Here is a 26,066-nt window from a genome sequence, read left to right as displayed (position 1 = left end):
CCCCGCTGACCGCGCCCCTTCGCCGGGGCGCTCGCGTTCGCCGCGTCTGCGGTGACAGGGATGGAAATTTTCCAAAGTTGCCGTCGTCCGCGCATCAGGTATAGTCGCCGCATCGGCGGCGGCGCGAGGCACACCGCCATCATGAACGTTTTGAACGTTTTGGACGTTTCGCCAGGGCTTGCCGGAACGGATGCGAGGGTGCGCGAATGCAATGGTTGGTTGACCGAATGACGTTGATGCCCACGGCGCTGTTGCTCGTGTGCATGGCGCTCGGCACGGCGCTTATCGCCGTTGTCGTCGCCTGGCTTGCACGCGTCTGGCTGTTCGATCGGCTGGCCGATCCGTCCGAGGTTCGCGGCACGGTCGCCGATGTCGTTCATGGCAGCCTGCTTGCGTTTATCGTCTTCGTGCTCGCCCACGTGTTGACCGACGTGCGGGCCAACCTTGGCCACGCAGACGATCAGGCGCTGCACGAGGCGTCGGTTGTGCGGCGTCTCGATCGCGAACTCAAGGCGGTGGGCGACGCCGATGCGCAAGCCGCGCGCGTGCTGCTGCGCGGCTACGTGACGTCTGCCGTCACCGACGAGTGGAAGACGTTGAGCACCGCCGATCCCGATCTGTCGCCAGCGACGGAAGCGGCATTGACGGCGTTTGTCGGCGCCACACGACGTGTCGTCGCGAGCCATGAGGACAGCGCCAGCTCGATTCGGACCTTGCTCGACCGTCTGGAAGAGTCGCGGCAGGGACGCTTCGAGAACTCGACGAAGACCGTGCCCGGCGTGTTCTGGTGGGTCATCTCGCTCTTCATGCTGGCGGCGATGGCGATGAATGGCCGGTATCCGGGCTCTTGGAAGGGCAATTTCATCATTGCGATCCATATGGGCGCGATCGGAATGGTGATCGCGTTGATTGTGAATCTGGACGAGCCGTTCCGCGGTGCTTCCGGCATCTCGCCCGCGCCATTGGCGAAATCGGTAGGCATCGCCGTTCCGCACTGACGCGGGACGGCGGTGTGTGTTCTTTAGGGCCGGATCGTATCCGGCTGTCGTATGCAGGAGAAGAGGACGATGTTCACGAATGTGCCCGCGCCGTCGGCGGAATCCACGCCGGAAATCGAGGCGTTCCGCGCCGGCGTCTACCGTCACTACAAAGGCAATTGTTATCTCGCGCTGGGCATCGCCCGTGCCGATGAGACCGATGAACCGGTGGTTGTCTACACGCGGCTCTATCCGCGTGACGGATTACCCATGAGTACCCGGCTGTTGCGTATCTGGAATGCGCCGGTCATGACGGACGCCGGACTCGTGCCGCGCTTCACGTTCATCGGCCACACAACGCCTGCGGCCTGAGCCGCGTGTCATTCGCCGCGTTGCGACACCTGCCAACGCCACGCCTATCAACGCCTGTCTCGGATCGCGTGCGCGATCGGCAATCCGCCTTTTTCAGGACACCCCCCAATGACTATGCTGTCCCCGATGCGTCCTCCGGCCATGACCGTTTCACAACCCTGCGCTGAGGCATTCGACGAACGCAGTCCCGGCGCCTCGGGAGCCGGCGACGCGGAATCGATCTCGAAGCCCGCGCCGCGCACGCTGCGCCGATGGTGGGCCTTGTTCGCGATTCTCCCGTTCGTGACGTCGGTGTCCGGATGCGGGTTGCTGGCCGCACCGTGCCGGGTGGCATCGGCGGGGCTGAAGATTGTACCGGGGGTGGGGGGCGTGCTGGCAGCCCCGACAGACGCGTGCGCCGCAGCCATCGACTGATCGCCTCGGCCGCGTTGTCTATGCGCCGGACGGCGGTGCGTGATTCGCGGGCAGGAATCGGCCGCAGAAAAAAAGAAAGCCCGCGCGATGCGGGCTTAAATCCATATCAGGAGGAGACATGGAGGAGACGAATTCAGTATAGGACGACGTGTTGCGATGCACCATATGTATTTTTACGTAAGTGGCCGCATGTTGCGTAGTCGCAACTGAAAATAAACTCATTGAAATCAATGGCTTATTTGATATTTCGTCGAGTGTCTTCCCTGTCTCGATCCAAGAATTCCGAGTCAATCCTCTAATTATTGTGCGCGCGCACGTTTTCTCGATGCCATTTGATCCAGGACGAAGGGCACGGAATCGCGCAGGGACGGATTGACCGTCGCATCGTGATCGAGCCCGTCATATCGATGTACGACGGTGGTCGTACCGGCTTGGGCCACATCGCGCGCAAACGCCTGTTGCATGACGACGGGCACGTCGATGTCCTTCATGCCGATGCCGATGAATACCGGATGCTTGATGTGCAGCGTTGGATAGCGAAGCGATGGGGTCAGGTTATCCAGCAGTTTCTGGATGTCCGGTTGCATGCTGTTGCCCGCGTTGAGGCCCGCAGCCGTGGAGTGATCGGTCAGCTCGCCAATGCAAAGCGTGCGGGCCTCGTTCAGCACAGGCAACGCCTGCGGCGAGAAGTAGCGCGACGCCCGTAACGTCGGATCGCGGTCGGCGGCCGACAGGAACAGATACATGGCGTAGGGAATCTTCGGGTCGGGTGCGCCCGGATCGGGTTGGCTCGCGAAAAGCATGGCCGCCGACGTCTGCGCGTTGAAATACGGCGTCCCCGTGAGGACGGTCGCGATCACTTTGACGTCTGGCGCGTACTGCGGCTGGTAGCCTGCCGCCGAGAACGCGGCATGCGCACCCTGAGATTGGCCAACGAGCACCACACGGTTCTGCAACGGAAAGACGCTGCGCGCGGCAAGCAGGCTGTCGAGCACGCTGTAGGCTTGCGCGCGCGAATTCAGATAGTGATGCAGCCCCCGCGACCCGAGGCCCGGGTAGTCGGGCGCCACGACGGCAAAACCGAGCGAGAGCCACGTGCCGAGATATTGAATGTCGCGCTGGCTGCGCACGTTGAGCGACGGCGCACACGTGCTGGCGACACCCACCGTGCCATGCGCCCACACGACGACGGGCCATCCACCGGGCGGCGTTGCGCCTTTCGGCAGGAAGACGGCGCCCGTGTCCTCGCGGGCTTCAATACCGCCAACGCCGTCGATAGAGCTGTAACGAATACGAAACTGCTCGCCCGCCTCGGGCAATCCGTGATCGGCCTCGAGCGGCTGCCGGTCGACCATGGCGCCGTGAGGAATGGTGGCGGGCGCGGCGTCGGGCGTGATTGCGTGCGCGGTACGGCCGACGACCAGACTGGCGAACAGGGCGGCGCTCGCGATGCGCCATAGGCGATTGAACATGTCGACCCATCCTCATATTGGAACTTGCATTTGAAGGGCGCGCGAATCACGATCCCGCGCTGCCCCGACGTCTGCTGCCGTTGCCTCGGCCGGTACAAATGGCGTTACGTCGTCGCTTTGCCGAGGTCTCGATCGTTTCCCGTCGTGGCGCCGTGGGCGCCGTCAGCCATGCGATGCCCGATTTTCCTGCGCTTGCGCGACGGCGGCCTGCTCGGCGGCGTCGCGCCACGCGCGGCGCGCTCGGCGCATGCGGCGCAGCGCGAGCGACGACATCGTGATCCAGCCGAACGGACGCGGATCGACGAGCATGCTGACCGCGCGAGCGTAATCGAGCACCAGGCCAGGCGTCCACGCCATCGTCTCCGCGCGCTTGCGCAATTGCGCCGCAACCCACAGCTCGGGGGTGAGCCACAGTCGCACGAATGTCCACCAGCCAGCGTCGGCACCGCCGTGCCATTGGCCGACGCGACCTTCGATGGCCGCTTCGAGCGCCATGGCCACGCTGCTCGAACAGTTGCGATGTGTGAGGTTATACGTGGCGTTCTGACGATAGGTCTGCCAAAACGCGTTCAATTGCCGAGGGCTGTAATTGCGAATGCGGACCTTGACCGTGGACGGACACCAGGCCTTCGACTCCGTTGCATAGTCCGGTTGAAACACGCCAGGCACGTCGTTTTCGCGCGTGGCGCGCAACAGTTGCCCGAATTGGTCCGGCGAGCGGTCGATTTCCTGTGCGGGATAAAGACTCACATACACGCCTTCATGGCTCTCCAGCGCGGCATGGCCTGTCGAGATGACCCCATTCTTGTCGACCGCGGCGATGTAACGATCGATCACCGGGTGGCGGCGCGCCGGCGCCTTGGACGAGCCCGATGGCGTCCACACATGCACCGTCAAGGCTGGCTCGGATTCAGCGGGCGGCCCCTCCCAGCGAGGGGCGCGCGGGCGGTCGCTCCATAAGTGGCGTTTGTCTTCCGGGCTGCCGAGAATCTGCTCGACGCGGAAGTCGCGGCGCATGCGCCGCGCACGCATGGCGAGTACCAACACATTCCAGCCGGTGAATGCGAGGCCCAACCCGATGGCGTACGGCAGCGTGCCTTTGTAGTGCGTGGGATACGGTTGGTAGAAGAAGATCGCGACGGCGATCTCGAGCAAACCGCCCGCCATGGCCCAGGCCCATCGCGGATACCTCACGACGTAGGCAGCGACGCATTGCAACAGTCCGTCGGCGAGGAACAGGGTGCCGAAGAGCATCGACAGCCAGAAGTTGCCATGCCGTTGATCGAAGAAAAGGACGAGCAACGCGGCGCCCGTGAACGTGCCGCCCTTGAGTCCGCGAACGATGCGCTGGCCTCCCACGCCGACGCTGACAATGGCGAGCGTGGCCAGCCCTTCGAGCAGCAGCAACCAGGCGAACACCTTGAGCGGGAAGTGCACCACACCGTCGAGCGCGTCGACGATCAACGCCAACCCGAAAGCGAAGAAAATCGCGCCGATCCAGATCAGGGCGCGGGCCCGGCGGCGCAAATATTCGACGCCGAGCAATAGCAGTATCAGACGTACCAACGCAGGGTCTCCATCGCATGCGCCTGTCCCGACCACCGGACATGGCGCGCACCCCGAATGCGGGAGGATTGGGATATGGCTTATTTGGCCCCTATCTTAGCGCGTGAATCGCGACCGGCCAAAAACAAAGGCGGCGCACCCCTTTTCAGGGCGCGCCGCCTGTTGCGGCCAACCGCACAGACGCAACGCCTCGCGGGGCGCTGCGTCAACCGGCCGACTCAGTCCTTCTTGCCTTCGAGCTGCGGCAGGGCGTCGTCGCTCGACGCGCTGAGCAGACCTGCCTTGGCGTAGGTCATGAGCTTTTCGCGCGTGTCGACGATGTCGAGCGTGCGCATCGTGAGCTGGCCGATACGGTCGAGCGGCGTGAAGACCGACTCGCCCTTTTCCATCGTCAGGCGTTCCGGCTTGTACGTCAGGTTCGGCGAGGTGGTGTCGAGCAGCGAGTAGTCGTTGCCGCGACGCAGCTCGATGGTCACTTCGCCGGTCACCGCGCGCGCCACCCAGCGTTGGGCCGACTCGCGCAGCATGATGGCTTGCGGGTCGAACCAGCGGCCCTGATACAGCAGACGGCCCAGGCGGCGACCGCTCTCGCGATATTGCTCGATGGTGTCTTCGTTATGAATGCCGGTCACGAGACGCTCGTACGCGATGAACAGTAGCGCGAGACCCGGGGCTTCATAGATGCCGCGGCTCTTCGCTTCGATGATACGGTTCTCGATCTGATCGCTCATGCCCAGGCCGTGACGGCCGCCGATGCGATTGGCTTCTTCGAACAGGTCGACGGCGCTGGCGAATGTCTTGCCATTGAGGGCCACCGGCTGGCCTTCTTCGAAGCGCACGGTGACGGTTTCAGCCTTGATCGCGCAGTCGTCGCGCCAGAACGGCACGCCCATGATCGGCTGGACGATCTTGATGCCCGAATTCAGATGCTCGAGGTCCTTGGCTTCGTGCGTCGCCCCCAGCATGTTCGAGTCCGTCGAATACGCCTTCTCGACCGACATCTTGTAATCGAAACCGTTGGCGATCAGGAATTCCGACATCTCCTTGCGGCCACCGAGTTCATCGATGAACGTCTGATCCAGCCACGGCTTGTAGATTTGCAGGCCCGGATTGGTCAAGAGACCGTAGCGATAAAAGCGCTCGATGTCATTGCCCTTGAACGTGCTGCCATCGCCCCAAATATTGACGTCATCTTCCTTCATCGCGGCGACGAGCATGGTGCCCGTGACGGCGCGGCCGATCGGCGTGGTGTTGAAGTACGTGACACCGGCGGTCGAGATGTGGAAGGCACCCGACTGCAACGCGGCAATACCTTCGGCCACGAGCTGCGCACGGCAGTCGATGAGACGGGCGTTCTCGGCGCCGTAAGCCATGGCGCGGCGCGGGATATCGTCGTAGTCGGGTTCGTCCGGCTGACCCAGATTGGCCGTGTAAGCGTAGGGAATTGCGCCTTTCTTGCGCATCCAAAGCAGCGCAGCGCTAGTGTCGAGACCGCCTGAAAAGGCGATACCGACCCGTTGTCCCGTGGGAATGTGTTGCAGAATCGTGGTCATCGGCATGGAAAAGCTGGGTTTTTAACCTGTCAAGTATCCCCGTCCGGGCTATGGATGGTCAAGTCTGACGGCCGATTCCCGTGCACCGGGACGCTCGGCTTTCCCCCAAATCGTCACCATTGCGCGCCCGCCACACTGCATGCCGACGACAGGAAGTCGGAAAATGCGCGAATCACGAGCGATGCCTGACGATGCTGCGGGTAGACCACGTGAATCGCCGACGGCGCGGGCGCAAATTCGTCGAGCACCGTCACCAGCCGCCCGCTCAACAAGGCCGGCGCGACAATGAATACCGGCAGCCATGTGATGCCAAGTCCGGCCACGGCGGCGTCGCGCGCCAGTTCGCCGTTGTTCACGCGCAAGCGTCCGGCCACGGGAATTTCGACCGAGTGGCCGTCCCGCGTGTAGGTCCAATTCACGCGCTGGCTGTGTCCATAGGGCAGCAGCGCGTGGGCGTGCAGGTCGTCCGGCGTTTGCGGCGCATCGTGCGTTTCGAGATAGCGCGGGCTGGCGCACGTGACCATCCGCATGGGTGCGATCGCCCGGGCGATGAGCGACGAGTCGGCCAGCGCACCGATGCGCACGGCCACATCGTAGCCTTCGCCGATGATGTCGACGGTACGGTCGTTCAACTCCAGCTCGATCGTGACGTCCGGAAAGGTCGTGAGGAACGACGGAATGACCGATCCGAGAAACATCGTACCGAACGACATCGGCGCGGAGACCCGCAAGTTGCCGCGCGGCCGCTCGCCTTGACTGCTCACGGCGAGATTGGCGGCTTCCACGTCGTCGAGAATGCGTCGCGCGCGGTCGTAATAGACGCGGCCAAGGTCCGTCACCGCGAGCCGTCGTGTCGTGCGCAGCAGCAAACGCGCGCCCAGCGCCTGCTCCAGCGACGAGATGCGGCGGCTCACGAACTGCTTCGAGAGCCCGAGCTTCGCCGCCGCGCCCGTAAAGCTCATCGCGTCCACTGCATTGACGAAGATACGCATGTCGTCGAGCAAATCCATCGATGAGATTCCGGTCGTGAGCAAGATGTGAGAAAGCGCAGGTGACAACGAGAGGGTTTGCCTCGTCATTGTCACCCAGAGACTGACAATCTTAGCCTAGATGGCGCTCGATCAACCTATCGAAGCGCGAGCCGCAGTCCCAGCAGGATCGCCGCGGTGCCAGCGACGGCGAGCGCCGTGGGCCGATGGTCGAAGAGGCCCCAGTCGAGCAGTGCCGTTACCACGGGCACCAGATAGAACAGACTGGTGACGGTGACGAGATTGCCCGTTGCGATCATGCGGTAGAGCAGCAGGGTGGCGCCGACCGAAATGACCAGCGCCATGTAGAGCAGCGGCAGCCAGAAGCCCAACGACGCGTCGATGTGCCACGGTTGCGTGGGCGCGACGAGCAACGCCAGGGCGAGTCCGGCCGCGTATTGCAGCGGCAGCACGTCGAGCGGCGTTTGACGCGAGCCTTTCTGCGCGAGGGTGCCGAGTGTCATGCATCCGAGCGCGATCAGCGCCCACACGGCGCCTGTCGCCGAGAGCCGGGCCGAGAGCAGACTCTGGCCGAGGACAAGCGCGAGACCCGCCAGCGCAACGGCAAGTCCGGCGAGTCTGGCGATCTGCCGCGTGTCGCGCCCGCGCTCGAGCGCCACGAGCGTGAGAATCGGCTGCACGCCCAGCACCGTGGCGAGCGCGCCGGGCGTAATGCCGTTCGCGAGCGCCAGCAGATACGCCGCCTGGTAGCCGCCGATGAGCAGCAAACCGGTGCCGGCCACTTGCCACCGGGTGCCGGCGGCCGGCCACCATTGCCGGCGCGTCAGCGCGACGAGTGTGAGCGCCGTCAGCGCCACGCCGAGCCGGATGACGAGAAACGCAAACGCCGACGCATGCGCCAGCCCCCATTGGGCGGCCAGTGCGCCGCCGCTCCATAGCAAGACAAACAGAAGCGTGGCGCCACGTCGGCGCCACGCGAGACCTTCGAGTTGCATCGATCTTCCCCTGAACAGGATGTCCGCCTGCCAGGCACCGCACCCGTGGGAAACGGCTGACCGACGCCATTACCCGGCACGCAATGCCGTCGCATGCGCGGCGCGACGACGCATCGTCATGCGCGATGCACGCTCTGCAGACAAGCGGATCGAAATTGAAATCTGGATGAAAAGGCGTTGTGCCAGGCGATGAACGCCCAGCGCGCCAACCGTGGCGTCAGGCCACGGGGCTCACGCTTGCGACCACCACAGCGGGTGGTGCTACGCCGGTCGGCGGGGGAGGAGGTGCGACGGCTGCTAAACGTCCGCGCAGACGTGCGCCCACCCCGCGCTGCGGCGGTGCTACGGCAAGTCGGAGGGACGCGTGAGCAGTCATGGATCGATGAGGGCGAAAATGACGCCCGTCACTCGACGGGCGTGCCCACACTTTACACGGCGCTTTTGCGTGCTGCAAGCGCAGGGGGAGGCCGCGACGTCAGGCTGCCGGCCATGCGCCGGTGCGCTCGACGCTGGGAGACGCCTCGCCGTCGCGCCACTCGGCAGGCAGGGCGCCGCGCACGCGCCGAACTTCGCGCACATGCAGGCGCACGAGTCGCTGGGCACCTTCAAAGCCGCTGTCCGATTCGCTCTGCCAGAGAATTTCGGCATCGCCCGCCACGTGCAGAAAATCGCCCGACGCGAAGTCGACGAATACCAATCCCGCACGCGGATTGACATGTAGATTGCCTAGCGTGTTGTAGAAGGCGTTGCCGCGAAAGTCGGGCCAGGTCAGCGTGTCTGCGTGGTCGACACGCACGAAGCCCGGCTTGCCGCCGCGATGCGAAACATCCGTGCCCGCACTGCGTTCGGTCGCCCCTTCTCCTGCGTAGTGGGTGGCGATGAAGAACGTGTCGGCGCTGGCGATTTGCCGTTGCGCGTCGTCGTCGAGCGACGTTTGGGGAGGCTCCGCCCGAGGCGATTCGTCATGGCCGTGTGGCGTGATCTCACGCTTGCGAATGTACTGGGGGCAGTTGCCGAAGCTCTGTGCGACGCGAATCGCAAAACCGTGCGCATCCGCTTCGATAATCTGACCGTTGACGCGATTCCGGCGGCGCGTCGACGGCTCCAGCCCCAGCATGCCAATCGATGCGCCCACCGTCGCGACGCCGTACAACGGATCGGTCGGCGGCGGCACGGTGTTCACGCGCAACAGCGTCGGGTCGGGGGCGTGCACAAAGCCGGGGGTGCCGCTCAACAGCGTTGCCCAGGGCTGGCCGTGCAGGTCGAGCGCACCCACCACCACAAACGGCAACTGTGCGAAGAACTGGCGATGCTGATCCGGCATCGCGGTACGAATGACGCGCGCCCCGACTTCGGCCATTGCGTCGCGAGAGCCGGCGCGCGTCTGCACGGCCAACTCACCTGCGTGGAACGGCGCCGCGGGGCTTGCCGTCAGTCCGGGTGCGCTCATGATGGACTCCTGATGTTCAGGCGGCGTTCAGGCCGCAAGCCGTCGATGCCATCGGCACGAAGCGCGGCAGCCCCGCCACACGGGCCAGCCATGCGCGCACGGCTGGATACGGTTCGAGCGAGATATTGCCCTCGGGGGCATGCGCGAGATACGCATAGCATGCGACATCGGCAATCGTGGGCGTGTCACCCGCCAGAAACGGCGTTGCGTGCGGCCCACTCAGATGGGCCTCGGTGCGCGAGAGCAGCAGCGTGGCGCGCTCGATCATGGCGGTGGTGTCGATGGGGCGCTTGAACAAGACCGCCACGCGCGCGGCCGCCGGGCCGAATGCCAGCTCGCCGGCGGCCACCGACAACCAGCGCTGAACCTTGGCGGCCGCCTCGGCATCTCGGGGCAGCCATGTGCCGCCAGCGTCGTAGCGACTCGCGAGATACACGAGAATCGCGTTCGAATCGGCCAGCGCTCGCCCATCGTCGTCGATGGCCGGTATCTGCCCGAACGGGTTGATTGCGAGAAATGCCGGTTGCTTGTGTTCCCCGGTCATGAGGTCGATGTCGATAGACTCGAAAGGCAGGTTCAGCAGATGCAGCATCAACTCGACGCGATGGCAGTGACCGGAAATGGCATGCCGGTATAGCCGGATCGGACGGACGGGGCGAGTGGGGCGAGTGGGGCGAATGGGGTGAACGGGGGCTTGACCGTGTGCGTCGGCAGGGTGGTTCATCGGGCGTCTCTGTGGTAAGCGCGTTGCGTCGGCCCTGTTGACAGCGCCGTCACGCGATGGACCCATTCTCCATCAAGCCGATTTTCGGATAAATGCCGTAAAGTTGATTTGACCACTCCGATAATTGGAGTAATGATGGGCGCCATGGATAAACTACGTGCCATGCAGACGTTCGTCGCCATCGTCGATCAGGGCAGCCTGAGCGCTGCGGCGCGCGCGCTCGATTCATCGCTTCCTGCTGTCGTGCGTACGTTGGCGGCACTCGAGACGTCGCTCGACGTTCGTCTGCTGAACCGGACAACGCGCCGCATCTCGCTCACGGAAGAGGGGCGGACGTATCTCGACACGTGTCGTCAAATCCTGAGCGCGCTTCAGGAGGCCGAAGCCCGGCTGGCCGCGCGGCACGAAGCGCCGAGCGGCACCCTCGTGGTCACGGCGCCGGTGCTGTTCGGGCAATTGCACGTCGCGCCTGCGCTATACGGATTCTTACGCGCGTATCCAGCCGTCAAATGCCGTTTGTTGCTCAACGATCGCGTGGTGAATCTCTGGGAAGAAGGCATCGACGTCGGCATTCGCATCTCGCCACTGGACGATTCCACCCTTGTCGCACAGGGCATCGGCGCGATTCGTCGCGTGGTGGTGGCGAGTCCGGCGTGTCTGGCGGAGCAGGGGGAGGTGACGCATCCGCGTGAGCTGGCCGCAAAGCGCTGTATCCGCACGCATGGCGGCGGCTACGGACAGTGGCGGTTCTGGGAAGGGGGGCGCGAGATAGTCGTCGCGGTCGACGGCAATCTCGAAATCAGTCACGGGTTCACGGCCGTCGAGGCGTGCATCGACGGGATGGGCTATGGCTGCTTCCTCTCCTATCAGGTCGCCGCGCCGCTGGCCGACGGGCGGCTGGTGCGCGTACTCACTGACTACGAGGGGCCGGCACGTCCCGTCAGCATCGTGTATCCGCATGCCAGGTTGCTGCCGTCGCGAACGCGGGCGTTTGTCGAATGGATGAAGCGCGCGTTGCGCGACGTGCCGATGGTGTGAGCGGCGGCGCAACGGTGGGCGTTAGACAAAAGAACGCGGAAAGCGACGAAGCCGCTTCCCGCCAAAAAAAGCCCACCGGCGCCAACCGGCGGGCCGCTTCGTTCGGTGTGAGATCAGTCGTCGTCGCGATGACGCCAGCCTCGGTGCTCGCCGCGATCATGCCGACGCTCCCAGCGGCGATCGCGCCAGTCGTCCCAGCGATCGCGACCATAGTAGACCACCGGGCGCGGGGCCTCGTACATCGGACGCGGCTGAACATACACGGGCTGCGGCGCGACGTAGACCGGCGGTGCGGCCACGTACGGCGCGGGCATGCCCAGATAGACGCCAACGTCGACGTGAGCCGATGCAGCGCCCGAAGCGGCAGCGGCGGCAGCGCCCAGGGCAGCGAGGATAAGAATGCGTTTCATGGTGTCCTCCAGAGGTGCTCGCAGGCGGATGCATCGTGAGATGGCGCTGCGAGCGCGTGGGCAATGAAGCCGGTGAGTCGGATCGATTCGCGAAGGCGAGGGCGCCGTGAGATGCACTCGGCGCGCGAGGCCTTCGTGGAAACGTTGATGCAAGTGTATCGATCGCCTCGCGCAGCAGGTGCTACGAGTTTGTCTGGGATGTGTCGTTTTGTAACGTTGGTGGACGCGCTGGACTGGCGCGCACTGCGAAGCGAATCGAAGAGAAAGATCGACGTGGAAAAAACAAAAGGCGTTACGCGAAAACGCGCAACGCCTTGTGCTTTTATTCGTTGGTAGGCTCGATTGGACTCGAACCAACGACCCCCACCATGTCAAGGTGGTGCTCTAACCAGCTGAGCTACGAGCCTAGAAAGACCGCGATTATAGGGGGCATTTTCGAACGTGGCAAGTGTTCCGCGCCATTTTTTCACGAAAACGCCCAGGCACGCTCATTCGCCGCGCTTGGCCGTGCCGCGCTTCGGCTTGATGCGCACCCAGATCCCCTTGTTGCCGCTGCTGCCCGTATGCTGCTCGACGTCGAACAGGCCGGTGGTCGCCACGAGGTCGCTCAGTTTGCCGAAACCGTAATTGCGCGAATCGAAGTCGGGCGCCTGTTTGGCGATATGGCTGCCGATGGCGCCAAGACTGGCCCACCCATCCTCGTCCGATACGCCCGTCACCGCATTGCGCAGCAGCCGCACCAGACGCGTGTCGCGCTTGAGTTCCGAGGCCTCGCGGCGCTTGCGCGGCGCCGGGGCTTCGTCGCCCTCTGGCTCGTCTTCCTGACGGAGCAATTCGGTGTAGATAAATTTGTCGCAGGCGGTGACGAACGGCTGCGGTGTCTTGCGTTCGCCGAAGCCGTACACGATCAGTCCCTGCTCGCGGATGCGCGAGGCGAGCCGCGTGAAATCGCTGTCGCTGGAGACGAGACAGAAGCCGTCGAACCGACCCGTGTAAAGGAGATCCATGGCGTCGATGATCATGGCGCTGTCGGTGGCGTTCTTGCCGACGGTGTACCGAAACTGCTGGATGGGCTGGATCGAGTGTTCGAGCAGGCACTTCTTCCAGCCGTCGAGATTGGGCTTGGTCCAGTCGCCGTAGATGCGCTTCACGCTTGCCACGCCATACTTGGCCACTTCGGTGAGCAGGCCTTCGACGATGGCGGGCGCGGCGTTATCGGCATCGATGAGCACGACGAGCGTGGGGCCCTGAGCGGCTGCGTGGGTTGTCACGGGCATGATGAGGTTCCTTGAACGCGAAGACGTGTCGCATTATGGCCCGGAACGGTGTCCGCGATGCCGGGATCGGGCTCGATTGCCGCCGCAGCGGTGCCTGAGCGGCGCGCACCACGGCGCGGCAATGCCGATGCGTGGGCGCGCGCCAGCGGACGGCCGGACAATGCCTGACGAACGAAAATCGCCTGATGCCGCCTGATGCCGCCTGAAGCCACCTCACGTCGCCTGAAGCTGCGATGCTGCGTGCGCGCCGGTCAGCGCTGTGCGCTCTGGGCCGCTTGACGAATGAGATCGATCACCCGTTGCGGGTTCTGGATTTCATGGGCCAGCAGCAGGGCGACCTTGGCGAGCAGTAGCTCGCGCGTGTCGCTCGGCGCGGCGTCGATGGCCAGCGCGAGGGTGTCGTAAATCTCTTCGAGCCCGGCGTTGGCGATGAGTTGGGCGGTCATGTCAGTGCTTCCTTGGCGGGGTGACGACGCAGGACTTGGGACTGAGGATTCAGGCGCGAGCCGTTGCCTGCGCGAGTGCGCTGTCAAGACGCTGTGCGTCGAGCTGCAGCCAACGGGCACAGACGTGATGATCGGGGCGCACGAGATATGCAGCGCGCTCGCCTGCGCCATACTTTGCGGCGGCGCGGCCGGCGGGGTCGGGCAGTGTGAGGTCTGCGCCTGCGACGGTGGCGTGCGATCCCGCCAGCGCAATCACCGTCACCGGCACACCGCGCTCGCGCCAGGTCGCGATCTCGCGGCGCACGGCCTCGTCGAGCGGCGCATCGCCAAACGTCAACAGATGGAACGCGGCGCCAAGGTGGTCGTAGAGATAGTCGTTCGTGCCGAGCTTGACGTTGGGCGCTGGCGCGCCGGCAGCGGGACCGGTCGCCATCTGCGCATTGTCGTCGTTGGGACTGTTCAAAGGCGAGTCGCGATAGTCATGTGCGCGCGAAGTGCGCCAATGAAACAGCGGCCGCACGAATTCATGATCGAGCGAGAGATCGAGCACGGCGTCGCGCAGCACGCGAAAGCCGTGCGAGGGCGGCGTCATGAAGCGTGTGCTCTTGCCCGCCTCTGCGATGATCTCGCGTGCCGCGCCCACGCGATCGTGCGTGTACGACGCGAGCAATGGCACCGGCGCAGCGCCCTTGACGACGGCGGCGAGCTTCCACGAGAGATCGATGGCGTCCTGAAAGCCGGTGTTGGCGCCACGCACGCCGAAGATCGGCAGCAGGTGCGCGGCGTCGCCCGCGAAGAGGATGCGGCCATGCACGTAGTCCGGCAGCGTGAGTGCACGCGCCGAATAGACCGAGCACCAGTCGAGTTCCCACGGCTTGCCGCCGAGTCCCATCATGTCGAGCTGTGCGTCGATGCGCGCGCGAATCGTCTCGGGTTGCAGGGCATGCGCCGAGGTCTCCGACGCCGGCAATTGATAATCCACGCGCCAGATGCCGTCCGGTTCCCGGTGCATGAGCACCGTGTTACCGGGATTCCAGTCGGGCGCGAAGTAGGCCAGACGCTCCGTCGGCAGATCGAGATCGATACGGATATCCGCGATAACGAAGCGGCCCTCGTAGCTCGCCCCCTCGAAGCGCAAACCCAGCGCGGTGCGCACCGTCGAGCGCGCCCCGTCGGCCGCGACGACCCAGCCTGCGCGCTGCGTGTATTCGCCGTCGGGTGTGTCGACTCGCAGCGCGACGCCGTGGGCATCCTGCGTGAGCCCGACGAGCTTGTTGCCCCAACGCATCTCGATGAGGGGCTCACGCGCGATGGCGTCGACCAGATAGCTCTCGAGTACGTTCTGTTGCAAATTGATGAGCGGCGCGAAACGATCGTCTTCATCCAGCGGCGACTCCATGCGGAATACGCGCCGGCCGCGATAGTACGAATTCCCGCTGGTCCACGGCAGGCCCTTGGCGACCACGGCATCGGCCACGCCCACAGCCTGCAGAATCTCCTGCGAGCGACGGGTGAAGACGATGGCGCGGCTGCCTTCGGAGACTTGCTGCTCGGCCTGCAGCACGACACTGCGCACACCGTGACGCGCAAGCGCGAGCGCCGTGACCATGCCGATGGGGCCGCCGCCGACGACGGCAACGGGTACCGCCGAGTCGGCGCCAGGCGGCGCAAAGTGGGGATAGACGCGATACGCGTGATAGAGCGACGCGCGCGGGTTGGTTTCCGGTCGATGCATGTTGCGACACCCAAGAAGGCCGCTCGGCACGTGCGCGGTGCGCCTCATCTCGGCGCAAAGACGGCGCGGTGCACGTCGCGGGATTGGCGAAATACGCCATCGAGCACATAGTTGCTAACACAACCATTCTAGTGTGCTAATGTTGCGTTTGCAACCAAATATCGCTTGTTTCCGATTAAGGAAAAACACTGAGATGCGGCCTGCTCACAAAACACTCGACCAGTTCCTCACGTACAAGATGCACCGACTGATGAAGCAGCACGACAAACGCATCGGTCAGTCGTATGCGGACGCGGTGCAACTGAGTCTGGCCGAGTCGCGGGTGTTGGCGGCGGTGGGCACGGCGGGGGCGTTGTCGAACTCGGAGCTCGCGCGACGTGCGAATCTCGACAAGAGCCAGGCGAGCCGCGGGGCGGACAGCCTGGTTTCGCGCGGGCTGGTGCGTCGTGCGCCGGACGAGCATGACGCTCGCGCGGTCAAGGTGACGCTTACGCCGCAGGGTGAGCGCGCGTGGCATGTGGTGATCGCCACGGCACGCTCGCACTACGACCGGTTGTTCGAAACGCTGACGGATGACGAACTGCGCATGTACGAGCGGCTGCTCGACAAACTGCTGCTGCGCTCGGACGAACTCGACGCACAGGCGTGATCGCCTCTGCCCTAACAGCGCGTAGCGAAAAGCACCGAGCACCCGGCACCCGGCACCCGGCACCCGGCACCCGGCACCCCCGGGCGCCTGCATGAACCGGCCCCCAAAGTTGGATCTGCATCCAAGCTTCAGGGGGCGATTCGGCGGGTGCCGTTTCCTCAGGTGCGATGCCCGTTCGGCGAGTGCCTCAATGTCATGCGAACGAGAGCGTCTTCGTCAGGTCGCCTGGCGGCATGGCGTCACGCGAGGCGAAGGCGGCGTTGCGATGAGCAATGCCTTCGAGCGTCGGGAGATCGTGCAGGCGTGTGATGAAACGCAGGATCGACGTGGTGTCGTAGAACGTGTGATCGACGTTGCCGCGCTTGGCGAACGGCGAGACCACCAGCGCCGGAACGCGCGACCCCGGGCCCCATCGATCGCCCTTCGGCGGGGCGACGTGATCCCACCAGCCGCCATTCTCGTCATACGTGATCACGACCATCATGTTTTGCCACTGCGGCGAGTGCATCAGATGCGCGAGCACGTTCGCCACATGCTGGTCGCCCGACGCCACGTCCGAATAGCCAGCGTGCTGGTTCAGATTGCCCTGCGGCTTGTAGAACGTGACGGCCGGCAGCCTGCCCGCAATCGCGTCGCCGATGAATTTGTTCGATATCGGGCTGTCGCCCTCGCCGGCGTCGCGCAGATGGGTTTCCCGTGCGGCCGTGCCCGGCGCGAACTGAGCGAAGTAGTTGAACGGTTGATGGTGGTACTGAAAGTTCGGCTTGTCGGCACCGCCCTTGTGATCGAGCGCCGACTGCCAGGCGCCCGCATACCAGGCCCACGACACGCCCTGGGTCGAGAGCAGATCGCCGATGGTGGGGAAGGTCTGCGGCGGCAGCGTGGCGGGGTTCGACGGATCGGCCAGACGCTTGTCGCCCGAGGCGGCGGGCTTGACCGGAGACGGCTGGTAGGCCGGCATCATCGTATTCACCGCGAAGTCGTCGGGGGTGATGGCGCCGTCGCGCACGAACTTCGGCGGGCCGTCGGCGGCCGATAGAGGCGAATCCGGCGCTACCGCCAGGCGCACGCCCTGGGGGCCATCGGCCAGCACGGCGATCTTGTTCCTGGCCGGACTCTGTGCGGCGTTCGGATACACCGGGGGCCGCCCCGCGATCAGGAACTGGTGGTTCAGGAACGAGCCCCCGAACGCCGCCATGAAGAAGTTGTCGCACATCGTGTACTGCTGCGCGATCTTGTACATGTCGAGCGTTTTGCCGGTCTCGCCGTAGTAGCCCATCGTCAGTCCGCCCGAGTTCGCCCACGCGGCGAACTGGTTGTTCGTGCCGCCGTTGATCTGCATCTGGTTCTGCCAGAACAGATGCCACAGATCGCGCGTGATGACGGACGTCGGCAGCAACTGGCCCTCGGTGTCCTTGAGCATGAACGGCGCGTTCGGCTGGCGGGCGAGGTCTTTCTCGGCGATGTGATACTTCTTGCCGCCGATGGACTGCGCGCGCGGCACCAGACCGTCGAAGATCGGAGGCAGCAGCGCCATGGGCGTTTTGCCGTCGCGGTCGAGTTGCGTGTAGGCCGATGCGCTCACCTTCGAGAGCGGCTTCTCCACGCCGGGGAAATCGGCGAACAGATTGTTGAAGCTGCGGTTCTCGAGATAGATCACGACCACCGTCTTGATGTTGGCCTTGAGCTGGGCGTCGAACGTACCGCCCCCGGCGACGGCCGTCGGAACACCGGCACCGCTCTCGGCAGCGCAGCCGGTCAGTGCGGTGGTGGCGCCTGCCGCGCCAGCGGCACCGATGGCGGCCAGCCCTTGAAGCAACCGGCGGCGCGACGGATCGGACGGATTGTCGTCGGGCGCAGGCGCGACATCGAGCGCTGGATCGTGAGGTTGGGGCGTGTCGTCGTGCGTCATGATGTCCTCGATTGACGTGTCGTGCAGGGGAGCGCGCGTGAACACCCGCATCGGGTCGGAGGCGGCTGACGTTGACATGGGGAAATGGCGTCGTCAGCCGCTCCGGGCGGGCCAGGCAGACGACGTTTTTACGCGGGCAATGTGTCAATTCGGTGACGCTTGCACGGCATTACGGCATTACGGCATTACGGCAATACGGCAATACGGCAATACGGCAATACGGCAATACGGCAATACGGCAATACGGCAATACGGCAATACGTAGTGACGTCGTTGCGTCGTTACGGCGCACGCAACGCTGCGGAAGGCTCAAGCGGGCGGCGCGGCCCGGCATCAGGCGTAACCGGTGTCCTCGAACAACGGGGTGCGGAACTGATCGACCAGATCGTCGAGCAGGGCACGCAAGGCGCTGGGCATCTGCTTGCGCGACATGTACACGCCGTAGACGGTCATCTCGCGCGGCACGTAATCGGGCAGCAGCGCGCGCAAGGTGCCGTCGCGCAGATGCGGCAACGCCGAATAAACGGGCTGCATGGAGATGCCCGCGCCCGCCAGCGTGGCGGCGAAAACCACGTTGACTTCATTGGCCGACAGATTGCCGCCGACGGGCACGCCGAGCGGTGTGCCGTTGTGCGTGAATTGCCAGAGGCTCTTGCTGAAGTATGTGTAGGTCAGACAGTTGTGGAGGGCGAGGTCTTCGGCGCGCGCGGGCGTGCCATGACGCTGGAGATACGACGGTGCCGCGCAGACCACCGAATGACACGTGGCGAGCCGTCGCGCGATGAGACCGGGCGAGGGTTCCGTGGTCACGCGAATTGCCAGATCGATGCGCTCGTCCACCAGATCGACGGTGCGGTCCGCCACCACGAGATCGATCGCGACGCCCGGATGCCGCACGATGAACCGCGTGACGGCCGCTGCCAGAAACGCCTGACCGAGCGACGTACTGCAAGCCACGCGCAACAGACCTCGCGGCGCGCTGTCGGCGGGCGACGCGCTCGCCAACTCGTCGGCGATGCCGAGCATCTCGCGGCAGCGCGGCAGGGCGTCGTTACCGGCGTCGGTGAGGCTCACCGCGCGCGTCGTGCGATGCAGTAGCCGGGTGCCGAGCCACGCTTCAAGTTCCGCGAGATACCGCGAAACCATCGCGCGCGACATGTCCAGCCGCTGCGCTGCCGCCGTCAGCGAACCGCGTTCGGCCACTTCGGTGAAGACCCGCATTGCCGTGAGACGGTCCATGACTTGCTCGATCCATGCAACAAAGTGATCGTCATTATGGGCTTTTTTTGCGCGACTGGCGCGACTACGATGGCATTCATGAAACGCGCCAAACGACGGCTGCGCGCGTTGGGCGCTTGACCCCTGTCCCGAAATCCCCGTCATTCCCTGGAGAGTCCTGATGAAAGTCGCTTTGATTGGTATTACCGGCCGCGTGGGCACGCGCGTTGCCGCCGAATTGCTGCAACGTGGTCACACCGTCACGGGGATCGCCCGTAACGCCGAGCGTGTCGAGGCCGAGTCGGGTCTCACCGTCGTCAACGGCGACGCCGCGCAGCCCGCGTCGCTCGCACCGCTGCTCGCCGGTCACGATGCGGTGATCAGCGCCGGGCGCTTCGCCTCGATGGACGCCGCCAAGCTCATCGACGCGGTCAAGCGTGCGGGCGTGCCGCGCCTGCTCGTGGTGGGCGGTGCCGGCAGTCTGGAGATTGCGCCGGGCAAGGCACTCATCGACGCGCCGGATTTTCCGCAGGCATACAAGCCGGAGGCCGGCGCAGGCCGAGTGTTCCTGGAAGTGCTGCGCGCAGAGGCGAAGGACTCGCCGCTGAACTGGACGTTCCTGTCGCCGTCGGCGTTTTTCGAGCCGGGTGAGCGTACGGGCAAGTTCCGTGTCGGTGGCGACGCGCTGCTCGTCGACGCCAATGGCAAGAGTTGGATTTCGATGGAAGACTACGCCATCGCGCTGGTCGACGAGTTGGAGAAAAACCAGCATCCGCGCGCGCGCTTCACGGTTGGGTACTGAGCAAGCGCGAGATGATCGGCGCGAGAGGATGAGCGCAAGTTGGTGAGCGCAAGAAAATGAGCGCAAGAAGATGAGCGCAAGATGACGGCGGTGTGCGGCGAGGGGCCGCGCGATCATTGCGCCTTGCGCAAGGTCAGGTTGTAACGCACGGCTTGCGCGTCGAAGCTGCCCTCGACGCTCGCAATGCCGTGATAGACGAGTCGCGACGGCCCGCCCCAGACGACCACGTCGCCCGGTGCCAGACGCACGCGACGCGTGCGATCGCTGCGCTGCAGGCCGCCCCAAAGGAAGATCGCGGGAAGCCCGAGCGAGACCGATACGATGGGGGCGCCCAGCTCGCGCTCGTCGCGATCCTGATGCAACGTGAGCCGCGCATCGAGGGTATAGCGGTTGATGAGACAGGCATCGGGTGCGAAGTCGCGATAGCCGGCCGTCTCGGCGGCGTGTCGCGCGAGTGTGGCGAACGCGTCCGGCATCGACGGCCACGGTTGCGCCGTGAGCGGATCGTGCGTGCCGTAGCGATAGCCCTGCCGGTCGCTGATCCATCCGACGTCGCCGCAGTTCGTCATGGCGACCGACATGCGCTTGCCGCCCGGTGTCAGCCAGTGGCGCCATGGCGCTTGCGCAACCACCGCGTCGATATTGGATTGCAGAACCGTCAGTTGCGATTGCGCGAATCCGCGCAGCACGAACGCACCGGGACCGAGTTCGTCGATGTGCGGACTATCGTGACAGGCCGTGTCGCGAGGGGAGGCGAAGAGATCGAGTGTCATGTCGCGTCATGCAGGATCACGCCTAACGTGTATCGATGGCCGCTGCGCACGCGGCTCACGCCGTGCCGCATGTTGACGCGGTACACACCGCGCGTGCCGCTCACCGGTCGATGATGCACGGGGAACACGACCGCGTCGCCGCGCGCGAGCGGCACCACTTCGACGCGCGACTGCATGCGCGGGCGCTGCTCGGTGAGAACGAACTCGCCGCCCGTGAAGTCGTCGCCGGGCTGCGACAGCAGAATGGCCACCTGCAACGGGAAGACGTGTTCTCCATAAAGGTCTTGATGCAGACAATTGTAGTCGTCTGTTTCATAGCGCAGCAGCAATGGCGTAGGGCGGTGCTGGCCGGCGGCATGACACTGCGCGAGGTAGGCACGGTGCGTGGGCGGATAGCGGGTATCGATGCCCATCGCCGCATGCCAGCGGTGCGCGATGTCACGCAACGGCGTATAGAACGCTTCGCGCAGATCGGCGACGCGCGGCGGCAGCGGGTAAGCGAAGTACTGATACTCCCCCTGCCCGAATCCATGACGCGCCATCACGATACGGCTGCGGAACAGGGGCGACGTTGGCGTAACGCTCGCCCGTCCCGTCGTTCGGCCGTACATCTCGCGAAGCGCCGCGCATTCGCTCGCGCTGAGCAAGCCGGGAATGCGTGCCGCACCGAAGCGATTGAGTTCGTCCTCGAGCGCGGCCCAATCGAGGGACGGGATCGGCATCGTCACGGTGTTTCCTTTTCTACGCCGTCCTCGCGTGCCATGCGCTCATGGGTCAGCAACGCGCGCTTGCGCTCGACGCCCCAGCGATAGCCGGAGAGCGCGCCGTCGGTGCGCACGATCCGGTGGCATGGAATCACCACCGCCAGCGTGTTCGCCGCGCATGCTTGCGCCACCGCGCGCACGGCGCGGGGTGCGCCAATGCGTGCGGCGATCTGCGCGTAGCTGGCCGTCTGCCCTGCGGGCACGTCGCGCAGCGCTTCCCACACGCGTTGTTGGAACGCCGTGCCGCGGACATCGAGCGGCAGCGAAAGCCCGACGCGCGGCGATTCCACGAAGCCCACCACCTGGGCCACCCATCGCTCGAACGCGGCGTCGGCGCCGACAAGCTCCGCTTTCGGGAAGCGATCCTGCAATTCCTTGACCAGCGCCTCTGGGTCATCGCCCAGCGAAACGGCGCATAGCCCCCGCGAGGTGGCGGCGACCAGCAATGCGCCGAGTGCGCTCTGCGCGACAGCGAAGCGGATCGATTCGGCTTGGCCGCCCGCACGGAACGCCGCCGGCTTCATGCCGAGCAGCGCGTCGGCGTTCGCGTAGAAGCGGCCATTGGAATTGAAACCCGCGTCGTAGAACGCCGACGTGACACTCTCGGCCGCCGGCAGCGCATCGCGCACTCGCTCGGCCCGGCGCGCATTCGCATAAGCGCGCGGCGTCACACCGGTCACCGCGCGAAAGAGCCGGTGGAAATAGTGCGGGCTCAGACCCGCTTCGGCGGCGAGGGCTTCCAGACGCGGTGGCACCTCGGCCGTCTCGATGTGCCGACAGGCGGTCGTCACCAGCGCGGCATGACGCGCGTCAAGCGCGTCCTGATCCGGCTTGCACCGCTTGCACGGACGAAAGCCCGCTCGCTCGGCCGCCGCCCTATCCGCATGGAAGGCAACGTTTTCTCGCCGCGCCAGCCTCGCGCCGCACGACGCCCGGCAATACACGCCGGTCGTGCGCACAGAATAGAGGAACGCGCCATCCGCCTGCTTGTCGCGGGCAACGACCGCCGCCCACTTGGCATCGTCGGAGGCGTATCGCGACACGGCTGGGCGGCCGTTCGCGGGGGCGGGCCGTGCGCGGCCCGGCGCGTCGCGCGGACCGGCGGCGCTGCCGGAGCGAGACCGATGTTCAGGGTTCATTGGATGGTTCGGCATCTCGGTGGTCTCCCGATGACTGAAGATTCGCCTTCAGTGTAGAGAGCCGACGGCGATGCAGCGCTCCGTTTCTTGCTATCGAATTCGCTCAGACGCCTGGCGGCATGGTCGTGCCGAGCTTGGCGGCAAGGCTCATTACCATCACCAGGACGAGCGCTTCGATGGCGACCACGCGCGCGAAGGCCGTCGTGTCGAGCGAGGTCTCTCCCGTGTCGAGTGCCAGGCGTGGCAGGAAATGCCAGCGGTTCCAGGCGCCCAGCAATGCGGCGCAGACGACGAGCGCGAGCTTGGTCCCCAGCCACGCCAGATACGGTGCATTCTGGCTGTCGAACCACAGCGCCGGGGTCTCGCCGAGCGTGCGCCAGGCGTTGAAGGCCCCGGTCGCGAGCGCGACCAACATGGCCAGGGTGGCGACCGACGACAGGCGTTCGCCGTAGGCGGCACGCGCGCCGACCGGCCAATGACGCCAGCCCGGAATCGCGCAACCCGCCACAAGCAATGCACCGGTCCACGACGCCGCCGCAGCCACATGCAGGGTATGAATGCCGATGGCAAGCCACGGGACTGACGCGTCGGCCGCGTGTCCCGTCCCCGCGCGGGCGAGCGCCAGCACCACGGCACCGGCGGCATAGACCATGCGTGCGTAACGCTCCTGACGATGCTCGCGCCGATGATGCCGGTCGCGCGGATCGTCCGCGATCGGCAACGTTGTGCGCAGACGCCGACGGGCGTCGTACCAGGCCCAGGCGCCCGCGCAGAGCAGCGCGGCGCCCAGCCCGGCGAGCCATTGCATCCGGCCGAAGTGCGATTGCGTGAGTACCCGCCAGACATCGCCAAGCATGGCGGACGCGCTTTCCCAGCCGCCGCCCGTCATGGCGTCGGTGCTCGCGAGTACGTACGCGGCCCATGCAAACACGGCGAGCCCCGCCGCAAACGCGGGCAGCACGCGCAGCGTGAGTCCGCGCCGTACGGCATGCGGGCTGCGCAGGAGCAGCACGCCGAGGGCGAGCGCCAGCGCGAGATTCAGCAGTCCCGCCGTGGCGGGTTGCCATGTCCCGGCGGCCAGATCGGCCGACATCACTTCACGCTGAACTTGAAGTGGCCTTGCGTGCGATGGCCGTCGCTCGCCACGGCGATCCAGTTCGCCTGATAGTGACCGGCGGCGAGGGCGGGGAGCGGCAGCGAAAGCGTTTTGCGCGCGGCGTCGAGTGTGGCCTTGGCCTGGGTGACCGGCTTGCCTCGGGCATCGACGACGCCCAGCGTCGAGAAGGCACCTTCGAGCGTCGAATCGAACGTCACACGTACCGACGTCGGCGCCTCGACGGTGGCCTGCGCAGCGGGTTCGCTCGATACGGGGTGCGCGTGTGCCCACGCCCCTTGCGAGAGTCCCGTCAGGCCGACGATTGCCGCGAGCGCGAGTCCCTGCGTCGTGCGGCGCAGCCAATCGGTGGCACGAGGGGCGTTGGAGACGATGTTGAAAGTCGGCATATCGAGTTCGGCTAAACGAGTTCGGCTAAAGAAAAGGAGGCGGCAGGCGGGTGCGTCGTGGGCAGGCGAACACGCTGGGTGTCTCCCACCCGATCTGGCCCCCCGCATGGATACGCGATCCGCGCTGCTCGCGCAGTATCGCAGACCTTGCAGACCGACGCAGCCGCCCGCCGGTTCCCCAGGCGAACGATGCGAGGTCATGCGCAAGCGGGCAAGGCCATGTGCCCTGCCGTGTCTCATGTTGCGCGGAATGGGGGGATGGGGGGATGGGGGCGTGATGGGGACAGTGATAGGCAGAGTGATAGGGAGAGCGATAGGGAGAGCGATAGGGAGAGCGATAGGGAGAGCGATGGGGTACGGGATGTTGTGCGTGATGTCGTACGCCATGCCGTGCGCGTCGAGGGATGTCTTAAATTGCAACTGAGTTGCAAAATCATGAGGCTCCCCGTATCATCCTGAATTATTGCAACTTGGTTGCATTAATTCGACTGCGGCCGGCGTCGCCACGTCTGCACGCCGACGGGCCTCCGTCAGGAGAGGCGTGCGCTGCGCACGCCGGCCTGCCTCACAAGATCACAGGACTTTGCTGCCATGCCGCTTCCCCTCGCGACATCTGGCGACGCCGAGCGTCGCCTACCCGTCACCGTGCTTTCCGGCTTTCTCGGCGCGGGCAAAACCACGCTGCTCAATCATGTACTGCGCAATCGCGAAGGCCTGCGCGTGGCGGTGCTCGTCAACGACATGAGTGAAGTGAATATCGACGCTTCGTTCGTGGCGCGCGACGCCGCGAACGCGGGGGCGGCGCTCTCGCGCACGGAAGAGCGTCTTGTCGAGATGAGCAACGGCTGCATTTGCTGCACGCTACGGGAGGACTTGCTCATCGCGGTACGCGAGATGGCGCAGGAGGGCCGCTTCGACTACTTGCTCATCGAGTCGACCGGCATCGCCGAGCCGATGCCGGTGGCCGCGACGTTCGAATTTCGCGACGAGGCAGGACAGTCGCTCGCGGACATCGCCCGTCTCGACACGATGGTGACGGTGGTCGACGCCTTGCATGTGCTCGAAGACTTCCACGGTCTCGACACGCTTGCGCAGCGTGGCGAGGTGGCCGCTGAGGAGGACGGGCGACGTCTTGCCGAACTGCTGACCGAGCAGATCGAGTTTGCCGATGTGGTGGTGGTGAGCAAGGTCGATTGCGTCGACGCGGCGCGGCTCGACGCCGTCAAGGCGCTGATCGTCGGCCTCAATCCGGTGGCCCGCATCGTGACGAGCGAACACGGGCAGGTGCCGCTTGCCGAGGTGCTGGGTACGGCGCGCTTCGATCCGGCGCGTGCGGAGCAGATGGCCGGTTGGGCGCAGGCGCTCGCAGGCGAGCACGCGTCGGAAGCGGACACCTACGGTGTGACGAGCTTTGTGCTGCGCCATCGTGAGCCGCTGCATCCGGCGCGTTTCGCAGCCTTCATGTCGATGCCGTTCGACGGACTCATGCGCGCCAAGGGCTACGTCTGGGCCGCGAGCCATCCGGCGTGGGCGCTTGCGTACTCACGCGCGGGGAATACTGCGACGCTCGAAGCGGTGGGGCAGTGGTGGGTCGCCGTCGATCGGGATCAGTGGCCACCCGAAGACGATCCGCAGCGCGCGGCCATCGAGGCGAGTTGGGAATCGCCGTGGGGTGACCGCATCAACGAGGTGGTGTTCATCGGACGCGATATGGATCGCGACGCCATTGAAAAGGCGTTCGATGCGTGCCGTCTGAGTGTGGTCGAACTCTCGCTGGGCGACGGGGCCTGGCGCGACACCGAGCACGCGCTGCCGATCCAAATGGAGAACGAGGGCGCATGACGCGGTGTGCAAGACGACACCGTACGGCGAGAAGCCAGCCGTACGG

General features: G+C 65.3%; 25 protein-coding genes and 1 tRNA gene. 7 read left to right on the top strand and 19 right to left on the bottom strand.

From position 1 onward, the window contains the following. Window positions 1-206: 206 nt before the first annotated feature. The 3 genes from ACE3UG_RS02680 (at window position 207) to ACE3UG_RS02670 (ending at window position 1,763) form a co-directional block, all read left to right on the top strand. Window positions 207-998 (top strand): hypothetical protein, encoded by a 792-nt coding sequence (locus ACE3UG_RS02680; protein ID WP_374619229.1) that lies wholly within the window; start codon window positions 207-209, stop codon window positions 996-998. Between the two features lie 69 nt (window positions 999-1,067). After that, window positions 1,068-1,349, top strand: a complete 282-nt coding sequence (locus ACE3UG_RS02675; RefSeq protein WP_374619227.1) for a DUF1653 domain-containing protein — start codon at window positions 1,068-1,070, stop codon at window positions 1,347-1,349. 243 nt (window positions 1,350-1,592) lie between these two features. Continuing rightward, window positions 1,593-1,763 (top strand): DUF6726 family protein, encoded by a 171-nt coding sequence (locus ACE3UG_RS02670; protein WP_374619322.1) that lies wholly within the window; start codon window positions 1,593-1,595, stop codon window positions 1,761-1,763. A 299-nt stretch (window positions 1,764-2,062) separates the two neighbouring features. Here ACE3UG_RS02670 and ACE3UG_RS02665 read toward each other — a convergent pair whose 3' ends face one another. From ACE3UG_RS02665 to ACE3UG_RS02635, 7 genes are all read right to left on the bottom strand, one after another. Further along, window positions 2,063-3,235: an alpha/beta fold hydrolase gene (locus ACE3UG_RS02665; protein ID WP_374619224.1), complete on the bottom strand. Its 1,173-nt coding sequence runs from the start codon at window positions 3,233-3,235 to the stop codon at window positions 2,063-2,065. Between the two features lie 162 nt (window positions 3,236-3,397). Beyond that, a complete protein-coding gene (locus ACE3UG_RS02660) occupies window positions 3,398-4,801 on the bottom strand; it encodes an HdeD family acid-resistance protein (protein WP_374619221.1) in 1,404 nt (467 codons plus the stop codon). A 218-nt stretch (window positions 4,802-5,019) separates the two neighbouring features. Beyond that, window positions 5,020-6,354 carry an argininosuccinate synthase gene (gene argG / locus ACE3UG_RS02655; protein WP_374619319.1) on the bottom strand — a complete coding sequence of 445 codons (1,335 nt, stop codon included), beginning with the start codon at window positions 6,352-6,354 and terminating at the stop codon, window positions 5,020-5,022. Window positions 6,355-6,467: 113 nt separating this feature from the next. Continuing rightward, window positions 6,468-7,364 carry a LysR substrate-binding domain-containing protein gene (locus tag ACE3UG_RS02650; RefSeq protein WP_374619219.1) on the bottom strand — a complete coding sequence of 299 codons (897 nt, stop codon included), beginning with the start codon at window positions 7,362-7,364 and terminating at the stop codon, window positions 6,468-6,470. Window positions 7,365-7,480: 116 nt separating this feature from the next. After that, window positions 7,481-8,338 (bottom strand): DMT family transporter, encoded by an 858-nt coding sequence (locus tag ACE3UG_RS02645; protein ID WP_374619216.1) that lies wholly within the window; start codon window positions 8,336-8,338, stop codon window positions 7,481-7,483. A gap of 475 nt (window positions 8,339-8,813) precedes the next feature. Beyond that, entirely contained in the window at window positions 8,814-9,788 is a 975-nt protein-coding gene (locus ACE3UG_RS02640) for a pyridoxamine 5'-phosphate oxidase family protein (protein ID WP_374619214.1), read from the bottom strand. Between the two features lie 16 nt (window positions 9,789-9,804). Continuing rightward, the gene (locus tag ACE3UG_RS02635) at window positions 9,805-10,512 is read right to left on the bottom strand and encodes a glutathione S-transferase family protein (RefSeq protein ID WP_374619212.1); all 708 of its coding nucleotides are present in this window, start codon (window positions 10,510-10,512) and stop codon (window positions 9,805-9,807) included. Between the two features lie 144 nt (window positions 10,513-10,656). On the opposite strand from ACE3UG_RS02635, the gene ACE3UG_RS02630 reads away from it, so the two are divergent. Beyond that, window positions 10,657-11,550, top strand: a complete 894-nt coding sequence (locus ACE3UG_RS02630; protein ID WP_374619210.1) for a LysR family transcriptional regulator — start codon at window positions 10,657-10,659, stop codon at window positions 11,548-11,550. Window positions 11,551-11,663: 113 nt separating this feature from the next. Here the strand turns inward: ACE3UG_RS02630 and ACE3UG_RS02625 are convergent, their stop codons facing one another. The 5 genes from ACE3UG_RS02625 to ACE3UG_RS02605 all read right to left on the bottom strand — a co-directional run bounded on the left by ACE3UG_RS02625 (window position 11,664) and on the right by ACE3UG_RS02605 (window position 15,418). Further along, complete coding sequence (locus ACE3UG_RS02625) at window positions 11,664-11,960, bottom strand: hypothetical protein (protein WP_374619207.1); 297 nt, start codon at window positions 11,958-11,960, stop codon at window positions 11,664-11,666. A 330-nt stretch (window positions 11,961-12,290) separates the two neighbouring features. Beyond that, window positions 12,291-12,367, bottom strand: a tRNA-Val gene (locus ACE3UG_RS02620). An 81-nt stretch (window positions 12,368-12,448) separates the two neighbouring features. Then, window positions 12,449-13,237, bottom strand: a complete 789-nt coding sequence (locus tag ACE3UG_RS02615) for an NYN domain-containing protein (RefSeq protein WP_374619204.1) — start codon at window positions 13,235-13,237, stop codon at window positions 12,449-12,451. 251 nt (window positions 13,238-13,488) lie between these two features. After that, window positions 13,489-13,683 (bottom strand): hypothetical protein, encoded by a 195-nt coding sequence (locus tag ACE3UG_RS02610; protein WP_374619202.1) that lies wholly within the window; start codon window positions 13,681-13,683, stop codon window positions 13,489-13,491. Between the two features lie 49 nt (window positions 13,684-13,732). Beyond that, window positions 13,733-15,418, bottom strand: coding sequence for an FAD-dependent monooxygenase (locus ACE3UG_RS02605; protein WP_374619199.1), 1,686 nt, complete (start codon window positions 15,416-15,418; stop codon window positions 13,733-13,735). Between the two features lie 193 nt (window positions 15,419-15,611). Here ACE3UG_RS02605 and ACE3UG_RS02600 point away from each other — a divergent pair, with 193 nt between their 5' ends. Further along, complete coding sequence (locus ACE3UG_RS02600; RefSeq protein ID WP_374619197.1) at window positions 15,612-16,067, top strand: MarR family winged helix-turn-helix transcriptional regulator; 456 nt, start codon at window positions 15,612-15,614, stop codon at window positions 16,065-16,067. A 193-nt stretch (window positions 16,068-16,260) separates the two neighbouring features. Here the strand turns inward: ACE3UG_RS02600 and ACE3UG_RS02595 are convergent, their stop codons facing one another. Together ACE3UG_RS02595 and ACE3UG_RS02590 are read right to left on the bottom strand one after the other, a co-directional pair. After that, window positions 16,261-17,979: an acid phosphatase gene (locus tag ACE3UG_RS02595; protein WP_374619316.1), complete on the bottom strand. Its 1,719-nt coding sequence runs from the start codon at window positions 17,977-17,979 to the stop codon at window positions 16,261-16,263. Between the two features lie 333 nt (window positions 17,980-18,312). Beyond that, window positions 18,313-19,218, bottom strand: a complete 906-nt coding sequence (locus ACE3UG_RS02590) for a LysR family transcriptional regulator (protein ID WP_374619194.1) — start codon at window positions 19,216-19,218, stop codon at window positions 18,313-18,315. 160 nt (window positions 19,219-19,378) lie between these two features. Here ACE3UG_RS02590 and ACE3UG_RS02585 point away from each other — a divergent pair, with 160 nt between their 5' ends. Continuing rightward, window positions 19,379-19,999: an NAD(P)-dependent oxidoreductase gene (locus tag ACE3UG_RS02585; RefSeq protein WP_374619192.1), complete on the top strand. Its 621-nt coding sequence runs from the start codon at window positions 19,379-19,381 to the stop codon at window positions 19,997-19,999. Window positions 20,000-20,112: 113 nt separating this feature from the next. Here ACE3UG_RS02585 and alkB read toward each other — a convergent pair whose 3' ends face one another. From alkB to ACE3UG_RS02560, 5 genes are all read right to left on the bottom strand, one after another. Then, window positions 20,113-20,772: a DNA oxidative demethylase AlkB gene (alkB, locus tag ACE3UG_RS02580; RefSeq protein WP_374619189.1), complete on the bottom strand. Its 660-nt coding sequence runs from the start codon at window positions 20,770-20,772 to the stop codon at window positions 20,113-20,115. After that, window positions 20,769-21,494: a 2OG-Fe(II) oxygenase gene (locus ACE3UG_RS02575; RefSeq protein ID WP_374619313.1), complete on the bottom strand. Its 726-nt coding sequence runs from the start codon at window positions 21,492-21,494 to the stop codon at window positions 20,769-20,771. Before ACE3UG_RS02575 ends, alkB begins: the two co-directional genes overlap by 4 nt. 2 nt (window positions 21,495-21,496) lie before the next feature. Further along, window positions 21,497-22,690 (bottom strand): bifunctional DNA-binding transcriptional regulator/O6-methylguanine-DNA methyltransferase Ada, encoded by a 1,194-nt coding sequence (ada, locus tag ACE3UG_RS02570; protein WP_374619186.1) that lies wholly within the window; start codon window positions 22,688-22,690, stop codon window positions 21,497-21,499. An 88-nt stretch (window positions 22,691-22,778) separates the two neighbouring features. Then, a complete protein-coding gene (locus tag ACE3UG_RS02565) occupies window positions 22,779-23,768 on the bottom strand; it encodes a copper resistance D family protein (RefSeq protein ID WP_374619183.1) in 990 nt (329 codons plus the stop codon). Next, window positions 23,768-24,178, bottom strand: coding sequence for a copper resistance protein CopC (locus ACE3UG_RS02560; RefSeq protein WP_374619181.1), 411 nt, complete (start codon window positions 24,176-24,178; stop codon window positions 23,768-23,770). The genes ACE3UG_RS02565 and ACE3UG_RS02560 overlap by 1 nt, the downstream gene beginning before the upstream one ends. A 591-nt stretch (window positions 24,179-24,769) precedes the next feature. Between ACE3UG_RS02560 and ACE3UG_RS02555 the strand changes: the two genes are divergently transcribed. Then, window positions 24,770-26,020, top strand: a complete 1,251-nt coding sequence (locus tag ACE3UG_RS02555; protein ID WP_374619178.1) for a GTP-binding protein — start codon at window positions 24,770-24,772, stop codon at window positions 26,018-26,020. Window positions 26,021-26,066 lie beyond the last annotated feature (46 nt).

The organism is Pandoraea sp. (assembly GCF_041919235.1).
Classification (GTDB): Bacteria; Pseudomonadota; Gammaproteobacteria; order Burkholderiales; family Burkholderiaceae; genus Pandoraea.
The sequence above is the reverse complement of the archived record's forward strand: the minus strand, read 5'-3'. Positions and strand labels throughout refer to the sequence as shown.